General features: G+C 39.0%; 18 protein-coding genes. 13 read left to right on the top strand and 5 right to left on the bottom strand.

What is annotated here, in order from left to right:
* Window positions 1-26: 26 nt before the first annotated feature.
* Window positions 27-1,385, top strand: coding sequence for a serine hydrolase domain-containing protein (locus QUE09_RS16435; RefSeq protein ID WP_286233957.1), 1,359 nt, complete (start codon window positions 27-29; stop codon window positions 1,383-1,385).
* A 34-nt stretch (window positions 1,386-1,419) separates the two neighbouring features.
* Here QUE09_RS16435 and lysA read toward each other — a convergent pair whose 3' ends face one another.
* Complete coding sequence (lysA, locus tag QUE09_RS16430) at window positions 1,420-2,646, bottom strand: diaminopimelate decarboxylase (RefSeq protein WP_286233956.1); 1,227 nt, start codon at window positions 2,644-2,646, stop codon at window positions 1,420-1,422.
* Window positions 2,647-2,846: 200 nt separating this feature from the next.
* Here lysA and QUE09_RS16425 point away from each other — a divergent pair, with 200 nt between their 5' ends.
* On the top strand, window positions 2,847-3,560 hold the full coding sequence (locus QUE09_RS16425) for an N-acetylmuramoyl-L-alanine amidase (RefSeq protein WP_286233955.1): 714 nt from the start codon (window positions 2,847-2,849) through the stop codon (window positions 3,558-3,560).
* A 103-nt stretch (window positions 3,561-3,663) separates the two neighbouring features.
* On the opposite strand, the gene QUE09_RS16420 is transcribed toward QUE09_RS16425, so the two are convergent.
* On the bottom strand, window positions 3,664-4,308 hold the full coding sequence (locus QUE09_RS16420) for a glutathione S-transferase family protein (protein ID WP_286233954.1): 645 nt from the start codon (window positions 4,306-4,308) through the stop codon (window positions 3,664-3,666).
* 95 nt (window positions 4,309-4,403) lie between these two features.
* On the opposite strand from QUE09_RS16420, the gene QUE09_RS16415 reads away from it, so the two are divergent.
* Window positions 4,404-4,946 carry a TetR/AcrR family transcriptional regulator gene (locus tag QUE09_RS16415; RefSeq protein WP_286233953.1) on the top strand — a complete coding sequence of 181 codons (543 nt, stop codon included), beginning with the start codon at window positions 4,404-4,406 and terminating at the stop codon, window positions 4,944-4,946.
* A 47-nt stretch (window positions 4,947-4,993) separates the two neighbouring features.
* On the opposite strand, the gene QUE09_RS16410 is transcribed toward QUE09_RS16415, so the two are convergent.
* A complete protein-coding gene (locus QUE09_RS16410; RefSeq protein WP_286233952.1) occupies window positions 4,994-5,818 on the bottom strand; it encodes a hypothetical protein in 825 nt (274 codons plus the stop codon).
* 11 nt (window positions 5,819-5,829) lie between these two features.
* Window positions 5,830-6,888, bottom strand: a complete 1,059-nt coding sequence (locus QUE09_RS16405; protein WP_286233951.1) for a S66 peptidase family protein — start codon at window positions 6,886-6,888, stop codon at window positions 5,830-5,832.
* 167 nt (window positions 6,889-7,055) lie between these two features.
* Here QUE09_RS16405 and QUE09_RS16400 point away from each other — a divergent pair, with 167 nt between their 5' ends.
* The 10 genes from QUE09_RS16400 (at window position 7,056) to QUE09_RS16355 (ending at window position 20,429) form a co-directional block, all read left to right on the top strand.
* Window positions 7,056-8,057 (top strand): D-cysteine desulfhydrase family protein, encoded by a 1,002-nt coding sequence (locus QUE09_RS16400; protein WP_286233950.1) that lies wholly within the window; start codon window positions 7,056-7,058, stop codon window positions 8,055-8,057.
* A 125-nt stretch (window positions 8,058-8,182) separates the two neighbouring features.
* A complete protein-coding gene (locus QUE09_RS16395) occupies window positions 8,183-9,553 on the top strand; it encodes a Na+/H+ antiporter NhaC family protein (RefSeq protein ID WP_286233949.1) in 1,371 nt (456 codons plus the stop codon).
* Between the two features lie 52 nt (window positions 9,554-9,605).
* On the top strand, window positions 9,606-11,186 hold the full coding sequence (locus tag QUE09_RS16390; protein ID WP_286233948.1) for a serine hydrolase: 1,581 nt from the start codon (window positions 9,606-9,608) through the stop codon (window positions 11,184-11,186).
* A 71-nt stretch (window positions 11,187-11,257) separates the two neighbouring features.
* The gene (locus QUE09_RS16385; RefSeq protein ID WP_286233947.1) at window positions 11,258-13,132 is read left to right on the top strand and encodes a glycoside hydrolase family 3 protein; all 1,875 of its coding nucleotides are present in this window, start codon (window positions 11,258-11,260) and stop codon (window positions 13,130-13,132) included.
* A 28-nt stretch (window positions 13,133-13,160) separates the two neighbouring features.
* Window positions 13,161-14,570 (top strand): C40 family peptidase, encoded by a 1,410-nt coding sequence (locus QUE09_RS16380; RefSeq protein WP_286233946.1) that lies wholly within the window; start codon window positions 13,161-13,163, stop codon window positions 14,568-14,570.
* Window positions 14,571-14,610: 40 nt separating this feature from the next.
* Window positions 14,611-15,705 (top strand): dipeptide epimerase, encoded by a 1,095-nt coding sequence (locus QUE09_RS16375; protein ID WP_286233945.1) that lies wholly within the window; start codon window positions 14,611-14,613, stop codon window positions 15,703-15,705.
* A 108-nt stretch (window positions 15,706-15,813) separates the two neighbouring features.
* Window positions 15,814-17,403, top strand: a complete 1,590-nt coding sequence (locus tag QUE09_RS16370) for a sodium:solute symporter (protein WP_286233944.1) — start codon at window positions 15,814-15,816, stop codon at window positions 17,401-17,403.
* 2 nt (window positions 17,404-17,405) lie between these two features.
* A complete protein-coding gene (locus QUE09_RS16365) occupies window positions 17,406-18,308 on the top strand; it encodes a glucosamine kinase nucleotide-binding domain-containing protein (RefSeq protein ID WP_286233943.1) in 903 nt (300 codons plus the stop codon).
* Window positions 18,309-18,310: 2 nt separating this feature from the next.
* On the top strand, window positions 18,311-19,255 hold the full coding sequence (gene murQ / locus QUE09_RS16360; protein ID WP_286233942.1) for an N-acetylmuramic acid 6-phosphate etherase: 945 nt from the start codon (window positions 18,311-18,313) through the stop codon (window positions 19,253-19,255).
* Between the two features lie 7 nt (window positions 19,256-19,262).
* Window positions 19,263-20,429 carry an exo-beta-N-acetylmuramidase NamZ family protein gene (locus tag QUE09_RS16355; RefSeq protein WP_286233941.1) on the top strand — a complete coding sequence of 389 codons (1,167 nt, stop codon included), beginning with the start codon at window positions 19,263-19,265 and terminating at the stop codon, window positions 20,427-20,429.
* A gap of 35 nt (window positions 20,430-20,464) precedes the next feature.
* On the opposite strand, the gene QUE09_RS16350 is transcribed toward QUE09_RS16355, so the two are convergent.
* A complete protein-coding gene (locus tag QUE09_RS16350; protein WP_286233940.1) occupies window positions 20,465-21,310 on the bottom strand; it encodes a MurR/RpiR family transcriptional regulator in 846 nt (281 codons plus the stop codon).
* Window positions 21,311-21,356: the final 46 nt, after the last annotated feature.

Here is a 21,356-nt window from a genome sequence, read left to right as displayed (position 1 = left end):
GAAAATGTATTGTTGAGATATTATTTATGAAAACTCTTTGTTATTTAATCATGTTGTGTTTGTTGTCTTCTTGTTCAATAGAAAATAAAGACGACGCTTTTGTAGATGTTAAGCAAAAAATACATGATTTAGTGAATCAAACCAATAACAACACTACCGAAATATCTGGTTTGCAACTGGTGTTAATTAAAAATGGCAATATTGTTTTTGAACATGCGGAAGGCATTGCAACGATTAGTCCTACTGGCGAAAAACAACCGTTAACGCTAGACCATAAAGTACGTATTGCGTCTATTTCGAAATTCATTCTTACCATGTCGTTGATGACGTTAGTTGATGAAGGCTTAGTAAATTTAGACGAAGACATTTCTCAATACTTAGGTTTTACGCTGCGTAATCCTCATTTTCCCGACAGTAAAATTACCGTTAGGCAGGTATTAGCGCACATCTCTTCAATTCGTGATAACGGTCAGTATTTTTTGCCGCTCGGTGAAAATTACCAGCGCTTTTTTAATACAAACGAAGACGAGCATGATAAAGGTCATTTTGCTAGCCAAAAAAATCAACAACCTGGTCAGTATTTCATGTATGCAAACCTAAATTTTGGCTTGATTGCTGGCGTTATTGAAAATGTGAGTGGTTTACGTATGGATCACTTTGCCAAGCAAAGATTATTTGAGCCACTCAATTTAGATGTAAGCTTTAATGTATGTGACTTTTATTCAACACAGTATTCAAATCTTGCAACGCTGTATCGAAGAGGTAAGGGCGGCTATGTTTGGGATGCTGAAGGGCCGTGGATCCCGCAAGTTGATGGTAATAATATTTCCTGCTTTTATGGTGGCGAAAAGTACAGTCGTACTGAAAAGCCAGATCAATCAATGCTGGCTGATTACCAGCTTGGTAGTAACCCAACATTATTTTCACCGCAAGGTGGATTAAGAGCATCAGCAAAAGATTTAGCAGCCTTGATGAAACTGTTTATTGGCGAAAATAAGGCACAAGTTATTTCGAAAAAAACCTTATCTTTAATGCTCGAACCAGTATGGCAGTACGATAAAACGCTTAACAATGGTCATACTGGTGGAGAAGGTGCGTTAGATGACGCAAGCATGTTTAATCTTAAAACCAGTTATGGACTCTCGACACATATTATCGATTTAAAAGACTGGGGACTCACTCAACAGAGCCAAAAATACTACGGCCACATGGGTGAAGCGTATGGTTTGCTTGGGCAGTTTTGGTTTAATCCAGAAACAAAAGATGGTGTGATTGCCCTTATTACAGGTTTAGGGGATGACCCTGCTAAACCAAAAAGTAAAACCCCGTTATATGCGATTGAAGAAGAAGTGCTAATTATGAGCTTAAAAGCACTAGATCATTGATGAACTAGTGCTAATAAGCCTAACTGATAGCTGATTAAAGCCAATGTGGGATAATATCTTGCTCGATGACTTCTTCGTAGCTTGGTCGAGATTTAATAACCGAGTACTGGTTTTCTTTAACCATTATTTCAGGCGCACTCAGCCGAGTATTATAAGTTGAAGACATAACGCTGCCATAGGCGCCACAACTCAGGATAGCGATCAGATCGCCTGCTTGTGCTGTTGGCAGTTCTCGTTGTTTAGTAAAGGTATCGCCAGTTTCACAAACAGGGCCAACAACATCGTAAAAAGTGCTTGTGTTAGTTGTATGTTCAACGGGTTTTATTTGGTGATAGGCGTCGTACATGCTAGGTCGAATTAAATCATTCATGCCGGCATCGATAATTAAAAATTGACGCGCTTCACCTTTTTTTATGTAGACGACACTAGACACTAAAATACCTGCGTTTCCTAAAATTGAGCGCCCAGGCTCGACAATAATTTTACACCCTAAATGCCCGAGTAGCTCTTGTGCTATTTGAGCGTATTCCTCTTTGTTTGGTGGGGTTTCATTTTCGTGGTAATCGATTCCTAAACCACCGCCAATATCAATAATTGATATGTTGTGTCCGTCAGATCTCAATACCGCAACAAATTCTGCAACTTTACTAAAGGCTTGTTTGTATGGCTCGAGGTCGGTGAGTTGCGAGCCAATATGTACGTCGACTCCTTGAACTTTTATTCCCGGTAATGAGGCGGCGTATTGGTACACACTTTGTGCTTTCGCGATAGGTATACCAAACTTATTTTCTGATTTGCCTGTGGTAATTTTTGCATGAGTATTGGCGCAAACGTTGGGATTTATTCTTATTGAAATGCCGGCAACTTTATTCTGGGCAGATGCTATTTCACTAATTAATGCTAATTCAGGCTCAGACTCAACATTAAATTGTAGAATGTTGTGCACTAAGGCATAGGCTATTTCGTCGCGTGTTTTTGCAACCCCTGAAAAAACAATTTTATTGGCTGGTATACCAGCTTGTAATGCGCGTCTTATTTCGCCTTCAGAAACGACATCAGCCCCCGCGCCTAAGTTCGCTAGCGACTTTAATATGGCTTGGTTAGCATTTGCTTTTACGGCATAGCAAATTAATGTGTCTTGCTGACTAAACGTACGCTTATACGCTAAATAGTTTTCTTTGATAGCAGAATAAGAATAGCAATAAAAAGGTGTGGGAATGTCTTTGGCAATAGATGCAATGGAAACGTTTTCTACATGCATTGTATTCTCTTTATAAGAGATATGAGGTTGTATTTTCATTACTAAATAATTACTATCGTATTTGAATTTAGGAATAATATATTTGCATATTTACTTGCTTTCAAGCTTTATTCAATATTGAGTCGTTACTTTACTGTTTAACATGTAATGTAAGATAAGCTTTTGAAGGTGAAATGCCCGATACTAAAAAAGGAAAATTAATGTTGTTATCTGTTAGAAATATTTGTACGACCTTGTCGTTACTGTGGTTGATGGCATGTTCTTCTAGTGTCGAACAGCAAGCTGCTAAAAAGAATGAAAGTGCAGCGTTGGAGGTTGTTCAATGGCCTATCATCTACAATGATAAACGAGAGCAATTATCACTCGAATACTTGGATAAACGCTATGGTATCAAAGCTGAAAAAGCACATATAACGCCAAAAATGGTGGTAGTGCATTGGACGGCTATACCAACGTTGAAGGCTTCTTTTAACGCCTTTAATTCTCCTATGTTGCCTAGTGCTAGAAGTAAAATAAGTAGCGCGAGCCAATTAAATGTTTCAGCACATTATTTGATTGACCGTGATGGGACTATCTATCAACTACTGCCGAATACTACATTTGCGCGTCATGTTATTGGCTTAAATCATAGTGCTATAGGTATTGAGAATGTAGGTAACGGCAGCACGTTACCGTTAACGAGTGAACAGTTAAAGGCTAATATCGCGCTGATTAAGCAACTCAGTGAAGAATTTCCGATTGATTACGTGATTGGGCATTATGAATATAAAAATTTTGCTAATCATCCGCTTTGGAAAGAAGTTAATCCGAATTATTTAACGACAAAAACCGATCCGGGTGAAACATTTATCAATCAAATACGCGCTTCATTAACCAATTTAAACCTTAAAAAGGTGCCAGACTTGCCTCAATAAAAGCTGAAAAGAGAAAGCAAACACAAAAAGGGGCCAGTGACCCCTTTCATTCTCAATATTAAAGCGGCAGGTTTTTACATCCTGCTGATTACTTAAATTCTGTTTATTCTTGAGGCAAAGTTAATACGCCGCTGACAAAATCATATGCGCTTAGCTTATCAAAGTATCTGGCCAGCTTAGGCGTGTTTTGGTGGATAGAAAATGGTTCAGGTATAACAAACACGTAGGCAAGGATGGGTAACAATAAGGCGTCACAAAGGGTAAAGGTATCGCCGATAAAGAAACCTTGATCACCGATTTGTGCTTCGAGCTTTTGCAAGGTTTTTTGCGCAATAGGTTTATGTTCATTAACTACATCGATGCGGATATTGCCATTTTCTCCTTTTGGCATATGTATTTCTAGAAGATAGTGACGAATTAAGTCTTGATAGACATACTCGGCAATTATGTGCGCCCATGCATTTACGATTGCTTTGTCTTTTACGGACGCTGAAAAAATATCTGGCCCGCTTATATCGTTTAAATAAGCCGCAATCGCATATGATTCCGGTAAGATTAAATCACCATCAATTAACACAGGTACCTTAGTAAAAGGATGTAATTGTTGATGCAGTGTGTCTCGAAACTCGATAACTTTGCCTTCATGCTCCATTGATACTTGATAGGGAATGTTTTTAAAACGGCAAATTAATTCTATTGTTCGTACAAAGGTTGAAAATTGCGGACCTATAATGGTTATCGTTGACATGTTTGTTCCTCTTTGTTGGTGAATGAATAAATGAGTTGTATTCGATGCTATTAGAAATCAAAATATGTTCAAGAACATATTTTGGAGAGTGTAAAATGCCTTGGGATAGTAATCATAAAAACATCACTAAACAGCGGATCTTAATCGCTGCCGCTAAGTTATTTACGCAACAAAGTTTTGATGACATATCTATTGATGACGTGATGAAAGAAGCAGCATTAACGCGAGGTGCTTTTTATTCACACTTTAAGTCTAAAGCAGATTTATATCAGCAATCTATCGCAGTGGCAGCACAGCAAGCCTATCAAAATATAATGAGTGGCTGCGGCGATTCTGCAACTGAAATTCGTAATCGTTATTTACAACAAACGTTTCTTGAGAATAACGATGTTCTTTGTCCAATAGCATCGTTGGTTTCCGACATTCGTCACCGTGATCCAAAAATTCGTGATACTTACACGCAAGTATTTGGCGGGTTTGTACAAAACATGATCGGGTTTACCCAAGATGAACAAAAAGCGTTTCAACAAGCGGCTATGCTGATTGGCGCAGTAGCGCTCTCGCAAACACTTAATGACGAACAGCTAAAACAAAAGTTACTTGATGCCTGTATGCAAGAGAATACGTTAAGTGATTAAGACTATAGGCCTTTAGCACTTGGAAAAAGGTCACCGACCTCTTGACGTTACTTTGAATCAGCTTGCTCTAACAGTGAAAAGGTAAAATCGACCATCTTCTTTTGTGTTGCTAGATGATCTTCACCAAACCCGTCGGTAACACGTTCAGCTTCAACATTAATATAGCGATAGCCTTTCATTTCCGCATAGACAGAAAGTGAGCCATCGTCTTCGTTTGGATCATGAGCCACGTTAGGATTCTGCAATACAGCATTCCAACCGTTAGTTTTCATGCTGCTAAAGTCGGTTTTATCGGTAACAAAGTACAGGTCGTCTTCATCATATGTGCCACTTGCTACATCAATTAAGTATTGTGCACCAGAGGCTAGTTTGGTTTGATAACGTTCAATGGAAACATTACCTATGCCTTTTTTGCCGTCACCCATATAACCATTACTATTATTATGCATGGCAACAAATGTTTTTGGTGGCGTTTTACCACTAAGCGTTTCGAGGACAAATTCACTTAACTGTTCAGCACGTTTTTCAGCTTTGTTAAGTAATAACGATTGCTTAGCGAGGGTTGGATTTAACTTGGTTATACTGGAAATTCTGCCTACTTTGGTAAACATTCTATTGGGATCGATGACGATTTCTTTATCATCAATCTCTAAGGTAACAAGTCGATCGCCATGTTGTCGAAGTACAACAAATACCCCACCCTTTTCAACGATTTTCTTCGCGACGTAATCATTTGCTACGTTTTCATTTTCATGGGGGGCAAAAAAGGCCCAATCTTTGTCGTCATTATTATCGCCAATAACGTCGAGATAGATATTCGTTTGTTGGGGAAAGGTAAGTGCACTAGAGAGCGCTAAAGCTAAACTGAGCATATTAATCATTCCTAACTTACAGCCGTTTCGGTTAACACTAAACGTTTGTTTGTTGCATCAAGCGTTGCCATAGCACCTACGGGGATCGTAGACATGTCTTTAATGTGACCGATCATCACACCTTTTAGCACAGGAATATTTAAATCCCCTAAGCGATCTTTTATCACTTCTTCAATACTTAAAGAATCACCACTAGCGGTACAGTCGGTACATTTACCAAAAACAATGCCTGCAAGCTGGTTCAATCTTCCCGATATTTTTAAATGCGTTAACATGCCGTCAACGCGATAAGGGGCTTCTTCAACATCTTCGAGAAATAAAATTTTACCGCGATAATCGGGTTCAAAGGGGGTGCCGACAAGTTTTACCATTAATGAAAGGTTGCCACCTATCAATCGACCTTGTGCGCTGCCGCCCGTGACGAGTGTTAACCTATTTTTTTTCTCAGCTTGCCCTTCTCTTGCCTCAAATAAAGGAGGTGTGCCTAAGTCTATATTGGCTTTAGGCGTGAAAAGTATGTCTTTAAAGCCTTGTAAGGTGTATTCACTAAAATTTTGCTTGGCAATAGGGCCGTGAAAGGTTACCAAACCAGTACGCGCATAAATGGCATTTAATAACGCAGTAATATCACTATAACCAATAAATGCTTTAGGGTTAGCGGCGATCGCATCATAGTCTAGATACGGTAGTATGCGAGGAGAACCGTAGCCACCACGTAAACAAAAAATACCATCAACGTCTTTATCTTGGAACATATTATTGATGTCCCATGCACGATCTTTGTCATTCCCAGCAAGATAGCCTCTACGTTGGAAAATATACTTGCCTTGTTTCACTTTGAAGCCAAAAGATTTTAATACGTCGATAGCGAAGTGAATTTCTTCGTCTTCCCAAGTATTACTGCTCGGCGCAATTAAACCGATAGTGTCACCTGCTTTTAATCGCTTTGGCTTTATGGGTGTGTTAGCTTTTGTTGTCTTTGTTTCATCTGCATTTGCAATGTTAGGTAAAATGCTTGTGGCAATTGCAGTAGTAACTAATGCTTTAAAAAATGTGCGTCTGTCACTCATAATTATTCCTACTTTTTGTTTTAACATAACAAAATAAGGTGTTTGGGGGAACAAAAATTATTACTGTAATTTGTTTTGTTAAGAATTTAATAGTATTTTGTGCGTAATTGATGAACAAAAATTTACTTGTAGTAAACGTTTCTTTTTAACATAAAGGCTAGTCATAGATGTCAAATTTAACTGCTATTCCGCGAGTCGTTATTTCTCATGCGCCAACCGCATTGGAGCATATGCCTCAATTATCTAAAGTACTGAACAGAAACTTATATGTAAAGCGTGATGATTGTACGGGTTTAGCAGGAGGCGGGAATAAAACAAGAAAGCTAGAATACCTCGTTGCCGCCGCAATCGCGGCAAACGCCGACACTCTCATTACTGTTGGTGGCTTACAATCAAATCATGCACGACAAACTGCCGCTGCAGCCGCTAAATTCGGCTTACATTGTGAATTAGTATTGGAAGATGTAAAAGGTACACCCAAGTTAGATTATTATCAAAATGGCAATATGTTACTCGATAATATCTTAGGCGCGAAAATCCACCAAGTGCCTGATGATCTAGATAGCAACCAATATACAGATACGCTAATAAAGCAATTAATAAGCGAGGGGAAAAAGCCTTATTTAATACCTGTTGGCGGGTCAAATGAAATTGGCAGCTTAGGTTATGTGCAATGTGCACAAGAAATTGTCAGTCAAATTAAACAACAAGCTGTTGAACTAGATCATATTGTACTTGCAACCGGCAGCGCTGGAACCCAAGCGGGACTATTAGCGGGCTTAATTTTAGCTGGTATAGATATTCCCGTGCTCGGAATATGTGTCAGTAGACCTGCCGCAGAACAGGTGGCATTAGTAACAGCGTTGTTAGAGCGCACGCTAGTATTGCTAGGACTTGATAAAAACTTAGCGAAAGGAAAGGTATTCGCGAATGGTGATTATTATGGTGAAGGCTATGGCATCGCGACTCAGGCCATGATTGAGGCCGTTACGCTCTGTGCTCAACACGAAGGGCTTATTTTAGACCCCGTTTATACAGGCAAGGGCATGGCAGGAATGATAGACTTATGCCGTAATAACACTTTCCCTGAAGGCAGTAATTTACTTTTTGTTCATACTGGGGGAAGTCAGGGGTTATTTGCATATCAAGAAATATTTAACCCAAGTTAAGCTGATCTCGCATTATTTTAACTGAAACAAATAATAAAAAATTACATTTATTTTTTATTTCTTGAATATTATATTTTTATTTGTAAGTATATTTACGTTAATCTTGTTCGTACTAAGGATTGAATATGGAATGGTACTCACTGTTACCGCCAATTGTTGCTGTCATTATTGTTTTATGGAAAAAGGAAGTTATTTTAGCGTTATTGCTAGCTATTTTTACCTCTGAACTTTTACTGGCAGATAGTGGTGCAGGTGTCGTTTTTCATGGTGCTATTGCCACGCTAGAACGCATTATTGCTATTTTAGGATCACCAGGTAACACGCGTATTCTGATGTTTAGTTTGATCATCGGTGCCGTATTAGCCTTCATGCGCCATTCAGGCGGTGTAACGGCGATGGTTGAATATGTTATTTCGAAGGGCTTGGGGAAAAATAAACGCCAAGTCGCATTTATGGCCAATTTCACTGGCATGGCAATTTTTATTGAAAGTAACTTATCGGTATTAACAGCAGGTATCGTATCTAGAGGCTTGTTTGATCGCTATAAAATGAGCCGAGCAAAGTTAGCCTATATCATCGATAGTAGTGCCGCACCTATATGTATTTTAGTGCTATTGAATGGCTGGGGCGCTTTTGTACTAGGGTTACTTAGTAACTACGAATTTGAACAGAGCGCCGCTGAAATAATGTGGGGGACAATACTGTTAAATTTCTATCCTATTATCGCACTGATGATGGTTTGGTATACCGCGTTTACTGGCAACTTACATGGGCCATTAGCGCGCGCCGAATCAAGAGTAGCGCATGAGTTAGAACATAAACATGAATTTGAACCAACAAAAGCACGTTTTATGTTTGTCCCTTTGCTAACGATGGTACTAGGTATGATCGGCTTTATGCTCTGGACAGGAAACGGTAACTTGGCTGATGGAAGTGGCTCTAAGTCGGTATTATATGCCACGGTGTGTGCGTGTATCGTTGCTTATACAATGATGTTGTCAACGAAAAAATTCACGCATGGCCAGTTAGTTAAAATTGGGTTTGGCGGTATGGGCGAGTTATTGCCACTGGTTACAATTGTACTATTATCGCTAACTTTAGGTGCGAGCTTAAAAATTCTCGGTACCGGTGTTTATGTCGCTCAAATTGTTGGTGACTCACTGCCAGTATTTATGATCGCGCCAATGTTATTTTTAGCAGGTGCGTTTATTGCGTTTTCTACGGGGACTTCTTGGGGAACTTTCGCCATTTTAATCCCTATCGGTGTGCCGTTAATTCAAGCACTAGGACTTCCTCCGTCATTTATTATCGCGGCCATACTTGGGGGCGGCGTCTTTGGCGACCATTGTTCACCGATATCAGATACCACAGCAGTGTCGGCAATCGCTTCGGGATGTGAATTATTAGAACATGTTAAAACACAGCTACCTTACGCGTTATTTGGCGGTGCGTTAACACTCATTCTTTATACGTTATATGGTATCGCATTTTTATAAACGTTAATGATCTAACGCATAAATCTGTAAAGTAATTTAAGGGCTATTTTATATGAAAATTCTACCACTCATTTTTACTGTTGCTTTTTTGCCGCTAACGCACATGTCATATGCGCAAAAAACACAGTTTAATGTAGATAAAGTAGACAGATTAGTTCAAAAAACATTATCGACATTTAAAGTGCCCGGCGCAGCGGTAGGCGTTATAAAAGACGGCAAAGTTCTACTAAATAAGGGCTATGGCGTGCAAGAGGTAAATAAGCCCGAGCGCGTAGATCAGCACACACTATTTAAAATTGCTTCTACCACCAAGGCGTTCAATAGCGCAGCCCTCGCAATATTGATTGATCAAGGTAAGCTCAGTTGGGAGAGTAAAGTAGTCGATATTTTACCTAATTTTGCGCTTTATGATGACTGGGTTACCAAGGAATTTACCATTGCAGACCTTTTAACACATCGTAGTGGTTTAGCCCGTTTTGCTGGTGATTTAATGCTTTGGCCTGAACCTGCTGGCTTTAGTAGAACTGAAATTATTAATAATTTGAAGTTCTTAAAGCCTGCTTCTGGGTTTAGAAGTGAATATGCATACGATAACTTGCTTTATATCGTTGCTGGTGAAGTTGTCGCCAAAATTACCGGCATGTCATGGGAACAGTTTGTTGAACAAAACATTATGGCCCCTTTGGGGATGGAGCGTTGTTTTGCTGGCGCTGTTCCTCAGCAACAGATGACAAACATTGCGCAACCACATGGGTTGATCAATGAATCCGTTGAAGTGATTAAACGTAATCAAACCTATCATAAACAAAGTGTAATGGCTGCAGCTGGTGGAATTAAGTGCAGTGTTAACGATTTATTGACGTGGGTTGATACGCAATTGAATAGAGGTGTTTCCGCTGAGGGAGTTAAACTCTTTAGCGCCGAGCAAAGCGAAATAATGTGGACGCCTCATACAATTTTGTCTGTGTCTGAAAATGAAAAGAAATATGACAATACAAACTTTAAATCTTACGGTTTAGGTTGGGGCCTAGCTGATATGCATGGCTACAAACGTGTATCTCATACCGGCACATTATCGGGTAATTTAGCTTACATCACGTTAATTCCTGAGTTAGATCTTGGTGTTATCGTTTTGATTAATCAAAGTTCATATTATGCGCGTAGCACCCTAATGAACAGTATTGTTCAAATGTTTATGGATATAGAACAACAAGATTGGTTAGCGATTCAGGTGGCAAGGCAACAAAAAAGACGCGAAAAATTGCAGGCTGAAAATGCTTTTACTTCTGAGCCAAATACCAAGCCACAAAGAAAAAGTGTGTCCCTACCTTTAGCGTCCTATGCAGGTATTTATCAAGATCCATGGTTTGGGCAAGTAAAAATTTCCCTTGAAAATGAACAGTTGAAGTTTCAATCCTTAAAGTCAAAGAAATTGGTGGGTGAAATGCTAGAGCACAAAGATCATCAGTTCATTGTCTGGTATGACGATAGAAGTTTAGAAGGTGATGCGATGGCGCGCTTTGTGATCGATAGCAATGGCAAGGTCACAGGGTTAATGATGGAACGTTTGCATAATAACATCGACGCTAGTTTTGACTATGACGATTTGAACTTTCGTCGTATTACCGAGTAGTTAGCTATCACAATGAAATAAAATAAGTACGTTGGTCGTACTTATCATCTCGAGAGAATTCGTGAGGAAATATGTTAAATCGATTGAACAGTAAGGTATTATTAGGGCTTATTTTTGGCGTGTTTGTGGCAGTGATTGTCTGGTTTATAGGGCAAATAGAGCGAGAGGCTATTGCACAAAAAGTTGCGCAAAAAATCATGCTAGATATTCGTTATTATTGTGCCGATTTAACGGAACATGTTGAATTTACACTTGAGAACCAGTGTACAACGCCAGTAACCGAATTACCTGACGATTTAAAACACCTGATTAAAGATACCTCATTAGGTTCAATCATTTTATTTGCTGAGAACTTTACGGGTATAAAACAGACGATTCAGTTAACGGAAGATTTACAGCAAGCAGCGTTAGCCTCAAAAAGTGCGAAACCGTTATTAATATCCATTGATCAGGAAGGTGGCAGAGTTGTGCGCTTACCACGAGAAATTGCGACTTCCTTTACCGGTAATATGGCCATTGGTGCGACCTATGAAAACCATGGCAATAAATATGCAACGATTGTTGGCGAGGTTATTGGTTCAGAGTTAGCAGCGTTAGGAGTAAATGTTAATCATTCGCCGAATGTCGACGTAAATATTAATCCTAATAACCCCGTGATAAATGTGCGTTCATTTGGTGAAGCGCCAGAAGTGGTTGCTGAGTTAGGTGTAGCAATGCTTGAAGGTCTGCAAACCAAAGGTGTTATCGGCACGTTAAAGCATTTTCCAGGACATGGCGATACTGCTATTGATAGCCATACAGGTTTACCTAAAGTGAGTCATTCTTTCGAAACAGTAAAGTCAGTTGATTTATTACCGTTTCAATATGCCATTGATAATAGTGACGTTAAAATGATCATGACTGCACATATTCAATACCCAGCGTTAGATGATAGTGAGTTAATCAATCGTCATGGGGAAAGCATGTTAAAACCCGCTACTTTGTCTAAAAAAATATTAACGGATCTGTTAAGAGAACGTATGGGGTTTGATGGCATTATTATCACTGATGCCTTGGACATGGCAGGCATTGCTAACTTTTTTACTGAAGAAGAAGCTGTTATTCATACCTTTAATGCTGGCGCGGATATCGCCATGATGCCGATGAAGATCAGACAGCCATCAGATATTCCGAGGTTTAAAGCATTGATTGACCGCTTAGTCGACAAAGTGTTGTCTGAAGAAATATCGCTCGCGGAATTGGAAGATTCAGTAACAAGAATTGATCAATTAAAAGAAGAAATAACGCTTTCTAAGCAATCAGTAGCAGAAAGGTTGTTGCAAGCAAAGACTATTTTATCGTCAAAAGAACATCGAGCTAAAGAGCGCGCATTGGCGCAACAATCTATCGTCGAAATAAAAACGAACCATGTGATCCCGCAACAAATTAAATTGGCTAAAAAGATACATTTGGTGTTCCCAAAACACAGACAAGCTAATGCAATGACGTTTGCTTTGAATAATATTGCGCAACAACTCGGTCAAGCGCCATGGGAAATCACTACTTCTAGCTTAGAGGATATGGATCTCCCCGCGACTTTCGAACAAATCAATAACAGTGACTTATTGATTGTTGCGAGTGATAGCCAAGAAACTGCAGTAGAGCTTGGGCAAGCCATCGACGTTATTGCCAGCAGTGATAAGGCTAAAAACAGCAATGCTGATTTCTCACTCAACATATTAAAATATGCAGAAGAAAAACACGTCGATAGTATTTTTGTTTCGCTTAAAGCACCTTATCAATTAGATAAATTTAATCAAATTTCTGACTGGGTATTAGCAAGTTTTGATGGCAAGGTGTTTCAAGTTGCAGATACCGAAGATTACACGGGCCCAGCGTTTAATAGCTTAGCTGAAATTATTACTGGGCAAATTAAAGCGGCAGGAAAACTGCCAATATCCATTTAACTTTATTCAGGTGTAATGAGGAACGATAATGAAAATTAGCTTCTCTGCTTCAGTATTTGCTGCGCTTACGATAATAGGTATTACAGCATGTAGCGGTGTTAATGATGTAAATCAAACGAGCAAGCCATTAGCGTCTGACGTGATTGGTATTCACCAAGGGCATTTGCATTCATCGTACTGGAAAAAACCGCAAGCACAGCAATCGATAATAATGGCGCAGGCAGCGATTAAGCAATTCAATCAAAAGTTGTTTGATAACAACCCTTATGTTGTTGACCCATTATCTATGGATAATGTTTTAACTAAACAGCACGTTATAGCGCTAATCAATAAAATCAGTTCAGTGCCAACAAGCAAACGTTTTTATGCCGATGGTACATTATTAGAAAAGTCACATTTTGATCGTTATCTTAGCAACGTTAATTTGAAAAACGTTAAAGAGACACAAACAACGAAATGGGGCTTGGCGGTAAAGCGCAGCTCGTTGAGAACTTTTCCTACTCATGACCGAGTGTTTAATAGTGCCATGGATACAGATCTAGATCGCTTTCAAGAAACCGGTATTTTTCCGGGTGAAGCGGTTGCGATTATCCATGAAAGTGCCGATCAACAATGGCTATTAGTAAGAAGCTATAATTATCTTGCGTGGGTGCCTAAAGAGGCTATTGCCATTGGCTCTAAAAATGAGATTACTCGCTTTATGCAAGCCGAAGATTTTATCGTTGTTACCGGCGATAAGGTATTTACCAACTTTGTGCCAAATAATAATCGCATCTCTCAAGTACAATTAGATATGGGCGTTAAACTGCCACTTGTTAACGCTGATGATTTAGGCGGCGAATTGCACGGCCAAAACCCATTCGCTTCTCATGTTGTGCGTATGCCAGTGCGAAATGAAAAAGGAACACTAGCGTTTTCACTCGCGTTAATCGCAAAAAGTCAGGATATTAGTATTGGCTACTTACCTTTTACGAAAGAAAATATTATTAACCAAGCATTTAAGTTTTTAGGTGAACGATATGGCTGGGGTCATGATTATAATGCGCGAGATTGTACAGGCTTTGTCGGCGAAGTTTATAAAACGTTTGGCATAGTAATGCCACGTAATTCAACGTGGCAAGGAAAAAGCCAGTACGGAATTAATGTAAATTTCAATAAAGCGTCAACAATTGAAGAAAAACTATCTGCAATTAATAGTTTAGAGGTTGGCGATTTACTATATATTCCTGGACATGTTGTGATGTTTCTCGGCTACGATCAAGGTAAGCCATACGTAATTCATGATGTAAAAGGTATGTCGTATTTTGATCAAAATAACCAATACTATCGTGGCACCTTAAACGGTGTGTCTGTGACACCATTACTGCCATTACAACTGTCAAAAAACACTAGTTATATCGATAGAATATACAATATTAAGCGAATAAGAAGTCATTAAATGCCGTTAATGTGTCTATTTTGTTCAACAAGGAAGCCTAATGAAAATTACTAATATTCGTTTTGCAAAATTAGTTGTTCCATTGATTACACCCTTTAAAACGTCAATGAGAACGGTTGAAAACATCGAAGATTTAGTCGTGATTATTGAAACAGATACCGGTGACGTCGGTTACGGTTCTGCGCCATCAACGCCTGTAATAACAGGTGATACGCATGGCTCCATTATTGCGGCAATTGAGTTGGTATTTTTGCCTAAATTACGGGGAATGGACATTGAAAACCTTAATGGAATTATCTCGGTTATTCAATCTAGCATGGTGAACAATACCAGTGCCAAAGCGGCCCTAGAAATTGCCATTTATGATCTGTGGGGAAAATTGTACAAGGCACCCTTGAGCAAGTTATTGGGTGGTAGTGCCGATACATTAAAAACGGATGTTACGATTAGTGTTGATCAAATCGATAAAATGATAAACGACTCACTTGAAGCGATTGATAATGGTTTTGATATTCTAAAAATAAAAATTGGACATGATATTTTAGAAGACGTTGAGCGTGTAAAAGCGATTCATCAGGCCGTTGGCGATAAAGTGTTATTGCGCTTAGATGTAAACCAAGGGTGGAGCGCGAAACAAACCGTTTATGCTGCTAATCTTTTTGAACGTGCAGACATACAACTTGAGTTAATTGAGCAACCCGTTAAAGCAGATGATTTTGCAGGTTTAAAATACATTAGTGATCGCGTTAATACGCCGATAATGGCAGATGAGAGTGCATTTTCACCAAAGCAAGTTATTGAACTTATCACTAACCAGTGTGTTGATATTATTAATATAAAGTTAATGAAAACCGGCGGTATATCTAACGCGATAGCGATTGCAGATATCGCTAAAACATACCAAGTAGATTGCATGATCGGCTGTATGCTTGAAGGGAGTATAGCTGTAGCTGCTGCTGCTCATCTTGCTGTCGCAAAATCAGCGGTTATTACCAAGATCGATCTTGATGGTCCTGCTTTAGGACGCTTTGATCCTGTTAAGGGTGGTGTGCTATTTGATAAGTCTCTTATTAAGTTGAACAACCTACCTGGGTTAGGTATCGAATCAATTGACGGGTTGATAAACCTTAAATAGTTTAAAAAGAAGTATTTCAATCATTAAATAATTATATTTAATTACATCATTGTGCTAAGATAAGAATAAATTATTCTAATCTTGTTTTTATATTTGAATAGAGGGCTTATGACTTCTGTATACTCCGAATTAGACTGGATTGTTTTTGGTCTTTACGGCACATTGTTAATTGGCTCTGGCCTTTATTTTAATCGTAAGAAATCTATCAATACGCAAGACTACTTTCTTGGTGGTAACACGATCCCAACCTGGATGGTTGCTATCTCCGTGTTAGCAACATCACAGTCAGCAGCAACCTTTTTAGGTGGGCCCGATCAGGGCTACCAAGGTGACCTATCTTATTTAGCAACCAATATTGGTGCTGTGGTTGCGGCAGTGCTAGTTAGTATCATTTTGATCCCCAAGTTTTATCAAAATAAAGTGTTTACTGTTTATGAGTTGCTAGAAAAACGAATGGGCAGTGCAGCCAAAAAACAAGCCGGCATGATGTATTTGTTTGGCCGAATTTTTGCCAGTGGTGCTCGTTTATATATGGCCGCTTTAGCAGTATCGATGATTTTATTCGGTAATATTGATGCTAATAGCGTAATTATTTCAACAATGGTATTAACTGCAGCAGGTTTGTTATATACCGTGTTTGGCGGTATTCGTTCAGTTATCTACGGCGATGTGATTCAATGTGCCGTTTATGTCAGTGCTGCGTTTTTTGTCATTTATTTTTTATATCAAGCGATTCCAGCAAACTTTACACAAATAATTGGTGCTCTTCAGTATCCAGCGCCTGGCGCCGATTCAAAATTAACCTTGCTTAAATTTGATTGGGATTTTTCCTCTTCTGGTGTGTTTAACTTTTGGTCGGCCATTACAGGCTTTGTTTTACTTAACTTCGCTGCATTTGGTTTGGATCAAGATATGACACAGCGAATACTCACCTGTAAAAATGTAAAAGAAGCCAACAAAGCGATGTTGCTATCTGTTGCGTTAGTGATACCTGTCATGCTGTTGTTTATCATCATTGGCTTGTTGCTATTTATCTTATATCAGCGCCCTGACATTATGCATACCGCAGCAGCGAGCGATTTAGTACAAAGCTTTCAAGGTGAAAAAATCACTATTTTTATGTACTACGTATTAAATGAGATTCCTGCAGGGGTTCGAGGATTAGTAACAATAGGCATCATTGCGGCAGCACTCTCAACATTGAATTCTGGCTTGAATTCAATGTCATCGGTATTGGTTAATGACATATATCGACCTTTTAAAGAAAAGAACAAAGCAAATTTGCCTGAATCGCATTTTGTTAAAGCTGGACAGGTGGGCATGGCGTTAGTTGCCATTACCTTATGCTTGATGGCAATCCTTTGTTTTTATTGGCAACGTTACACTGATATGCCGTTATTGAAGTTTGCATTAAGTGTGATGGTTTTCTCATATAGTGGTTTATTAGGTGTGTTTTTTACTGCGCTGTTTACTCAACGTGGTAATTCAACATCGGTACTTGCTGCCTTAGTTATTGGTTTCTTGATTACTCTATGTTTTCAGCCTTATGTAATGTCCCTACTTTTACCTGAATCACTCATCTTTGATTTAGGCTTTACATGGCAATTATGTATTGGCGCTTTTGTTTCATTTTTGGTCTGTTCTTTTGGCACTAAAAAAGAGATGCCTATACCCGTTGATGCTTGTGTGGAGCGATGAGCATGAACCTCATAAAGAATGATCCAGATTATATTTTAGGTATCGACGGTGGCGGTACTAAAACGATTGCTAGATTACAACGTTTAGGCACCGAACAACAATGGCAAGTAAGGGGTGGGGCTTCGTCTTTAACAAATGATTTTGAGCTAGCCCTTAGAACTTGCGAAAGCTTAATTGAACAGCTACTAACGCTTTCTGGTGCCCGTAGAGAACAAATTTCCATTGTGATAGGTCTCGCTGGCGCAGGTAATAAAGATAAGTCAGATAAGTTTACTCATCAGTTAGCTAAAGACTTTCGCTGTTTTGAACTTTGTACTGATGCTAAAACCTCTTTGTATGGTGCTAATGCCGGCCAACCAGTGGCAATGATCTCGCTTGGTACAGGCTCTGTAGGGGCGACACTTACTGATAATGGTCATAGCGCTTTAAAAGGTGGTTGGGGGTTTACTATTGGCGATGAAGGAAGTGGCGCTAAATTGGGTGTGCTAATTATTCAGTCCATACTGGCAGAGCTTGAAGCAAATAACGAAATAGTCAGCTCATTAGGTAAAGCACTTTGCCATAAAATATCGGCGGGCAGAGATAAACTCATTCAATGGTCGACAACGGCAAAGCCTATCGACTTTGCCAGTATCGCGCCATTAGCATTTGAGTTAAATGATGAATGTCCTACTGCTAAAGCGGTATTAGCTCAACATGTAAAGAATGTTGAAAGATTAATAACAAAAACCAGAGGTGATCTTCAATTGCCTGTGGTGTTACTCGGTGGGCTTGCAGAACCTACCAAACCATACTTAACCCCTTCAATTTTAGCATTATTAATACCCCCCAAAGGCAACGCCTTGGATGGCGCCTGCTTTTTAGCGGAACAACTGATAAATAAAAAAAACAAGGAGAATACGTAGTTATGAATGGCGACGTAAATAAAGACCAGTCAAAATTGATTGAAGAGCTACAATTCATGGCTTCGGAAGGCCGTAACCCTGACACCATGGATTTGGATTTATTAGATACAACAAGTTTGTTGGTCTCTTTGAATAAAGAAGATCATAAGGTAGCTTCGATTGTAGAGCAGGCAATTCCAGAGATAACGTTAGCGGTTGAAGAAATTGTTAAGACTTTTAATAAAGGTGGTCGATTAATTTATGTCGGTGCAGGCACAAGTGGACGATTAGGCGTTTTAGATGCTGTTGAGTGTCCACCCACCTTTAGTGTTACTGATCAGCAAGTAACGGCGTTAATTGCTGGTGGAGAACGTGCGATGTATAAAGCAGTTGAAGGCGCTGAAGATGACCCAGAACTTGCGATAACTGAACTCAAACAAAAGCAATTAATGAAAGATGATATTGTTGTTGGCATAGCGGCAAGTGGTAGAACGCCTTACACCATATCAGCTTTAAAATATGCGAAAGAAGTAGGAGCGAAAGCGATAGGTGTAGCGTGTAACGCTGACTCTGACTTACTCAAAGAAGCGGATATTGCTATTTGCGCTGAAGTAGGCCCTGAAGCGTTAACTGGCTCTACCCGCCTTAAGTCTGGTACAGCACAAAAACTCATTCTCAACATGTTAACCACCGCAAGTATGATTAAAACTGGCAAAATCTATGAAAACTTAATGGTTGATGTATATGCGAGCAATGAAAAATTAAAAGCGAGAGCCATTCGAATTGTTATGCAAGCAAGTGCTTGTGATGTAAAAACGGCAACTCATGCCCTATCAAATGCAGGTAATAACGCGAAGTTAGCTATTTTACTCGTATTAACAGGTTTATCTGTCGAAGATGCCAAGTTATTGTTGAATAACAACAATGGCTTTTTAAGAAAAGCCGTTGATCAATCAGTTAACGAGTAAAAATAAAATGCAGTATTTAAAATATGCGATAAATCACCTGCTTTGTCTTACTTTATTGTTAAGTGTTAACAGTCATGCACAATCAATCGTGGTTGGTGCAGAGCAGTGGGCGTTATATCAACCCTTATTAAAAGATAAGAAAGTAGGCTTAGTGGTTAACCAAACATCAATGGTGAATGGGCAACATTTGGTTGATTTTTTACTGAGTAAAAAGGTAAAAGTAAAAGCTATTTTTGCGCCAGAACATGGCTTTAGAGGTAACCATGATGCCGGAGCGGTTGTTGATAACAACATTGATGCAAAAACGAACCTTCCTATTATTTCTATTTACGGTAAAAATAAAAAACCTTCACAAGAGGTGTTAACTGATTTAGACGTTATTCTTTTTGATATTCAAGATGTTGGCTTAAGGTTTTATACCTATCTAAGCTCTATGCACTATATGATGGAGGCGTCAGCTGACGCGAATAAAGCGTTTATCGTACTTGACCGACCTAACCCGAATATCGCGTATGTTGATGGTCCAATTTTAGAAGATAAATTTAGCTCTTTTGTTGGCATGCATCCTATTCCTATATTACACGGTATGACGTTAGCTGAATTAGCGTTGATGATTGATGGCGAAGGATGGCTAAACACGAAAAATACACTTAATTTAAACGTGATACCTGTTAAGCACTATACGCGAAGTGATCATTACTCATTACCTATAAAGCCTAGTCCTAATTTACCTAATGATCAGGCAATTCAGCTTTATCCGTCACTAACGTTTTTTGAATCAACCTACGTTAGTTTAGGCCGAGGAACCCCCTTTCCATTTCAAGTGCTAGGTCACGACAAGTACTTTATCGGTGATTTTAACTTTACACCGATTTCAATGCCCGGAAGCGCAATGAAGCCGAAATTAATGGATAAAGCCTTAACAGGTCAGGATTTGAGAACGGTGGACATTAAGGGCTTAGATTTAAGTTTGCTTATACAGTGGTATCAGAAATTCAAACAGAATGACGCCGAATTTTTCAAGTCTCCAAACTTTATGGATAAACTTGCGGGCACAGATAAAATAAGAAAAATGATAATTGCGGATAAAAGTGCCAAACAAATTAGCGAAACATGGCAAAAAGACGTAGCCGAATTTAAACGTCAAAGAAAGCCTTACCTCCTCTATCAATAATAAAACCTGTAAAGAGCTTTAGTTGAGTTAATGCCTTAACTTTCTCTAAAGCTCTTTACTGCATTATTACTTTTTTCAAGCAGCTTACGTCCTTGACTTGATGATTGTGTGATAGCAATAAATAAGATATCGATAACAAACTCTTGCGATGTTCTGGCTAGAATTGACGAAAGTCTCAACGACTCTTGTTCTGCAATTGAATAAAGTTTTACATCGGCATTTTCTGAAACCGGTGTTGAACCGTATTTTGTTAAAGAAATGACAGAACTGTTGTTGGCTTTGGCTTGTTCTGTTACCGACTTAATCTCTCTTGTTTGCCCCGATTCACTGATCGCAAACACAAGATCACCCTTTTTAAAGGTTGAAACGAAGGCTAATTGTGCGTGACCATCGGGCTCCGCATATGCTGAATAACCAAGCTTTTGTAACTTATATGAAAAGTCTTTACCTACCAGTGCAGAGCCACCTAGTCCACAAATGAGAATACGATTAGCAGAGGTAATTAATTTAACCGCTTGCTCTAAAGATTCTTGCTCTATGAGTACTTTAGTTTCAGTTAAGACCGATACTTTACTATTAAGCAGCACGTCAGATATTTGCGGCAAACTTGACTTGAGCGTAATCTCTCCGTGAAGCTTAGGATCATTCGTTTCGCTATTAAGCGCATCTATTATGGCTAACTTAAATGCGGGGTAACCCTTATAACCTAATTTTTGTGTAAATTTAATCACGCTTGACTGGCTTATGCCGATAACACTGGATAATTCCTGTGAAGACAAGTCTCTTATTGCATTAGAAGACTTTAATACGAACGACGCTATTTTAGCTTCACTTGCAGACAACGAATTTTGTATTGCTTTAATTTTTATAAGAGCTGACATCGATTAAATATTCACTTAGTAATAAATTATTTTTGGATTTATATCA

It is taken from the genome of Thalassotalea sediminis, from assembly GCF_030295915.1.
GTDB lineage: Bacteria > Pseudomonadota > Gammaproteobacteria > Enterobacterales > Alteromonadaceae > Thalassotalea_C > Thalassotalea_C sediminis.
Note: the sequence above shows the minus strand (reverse complement) of the source record. Positions and strands in the feature narration are given on the sequence as shown.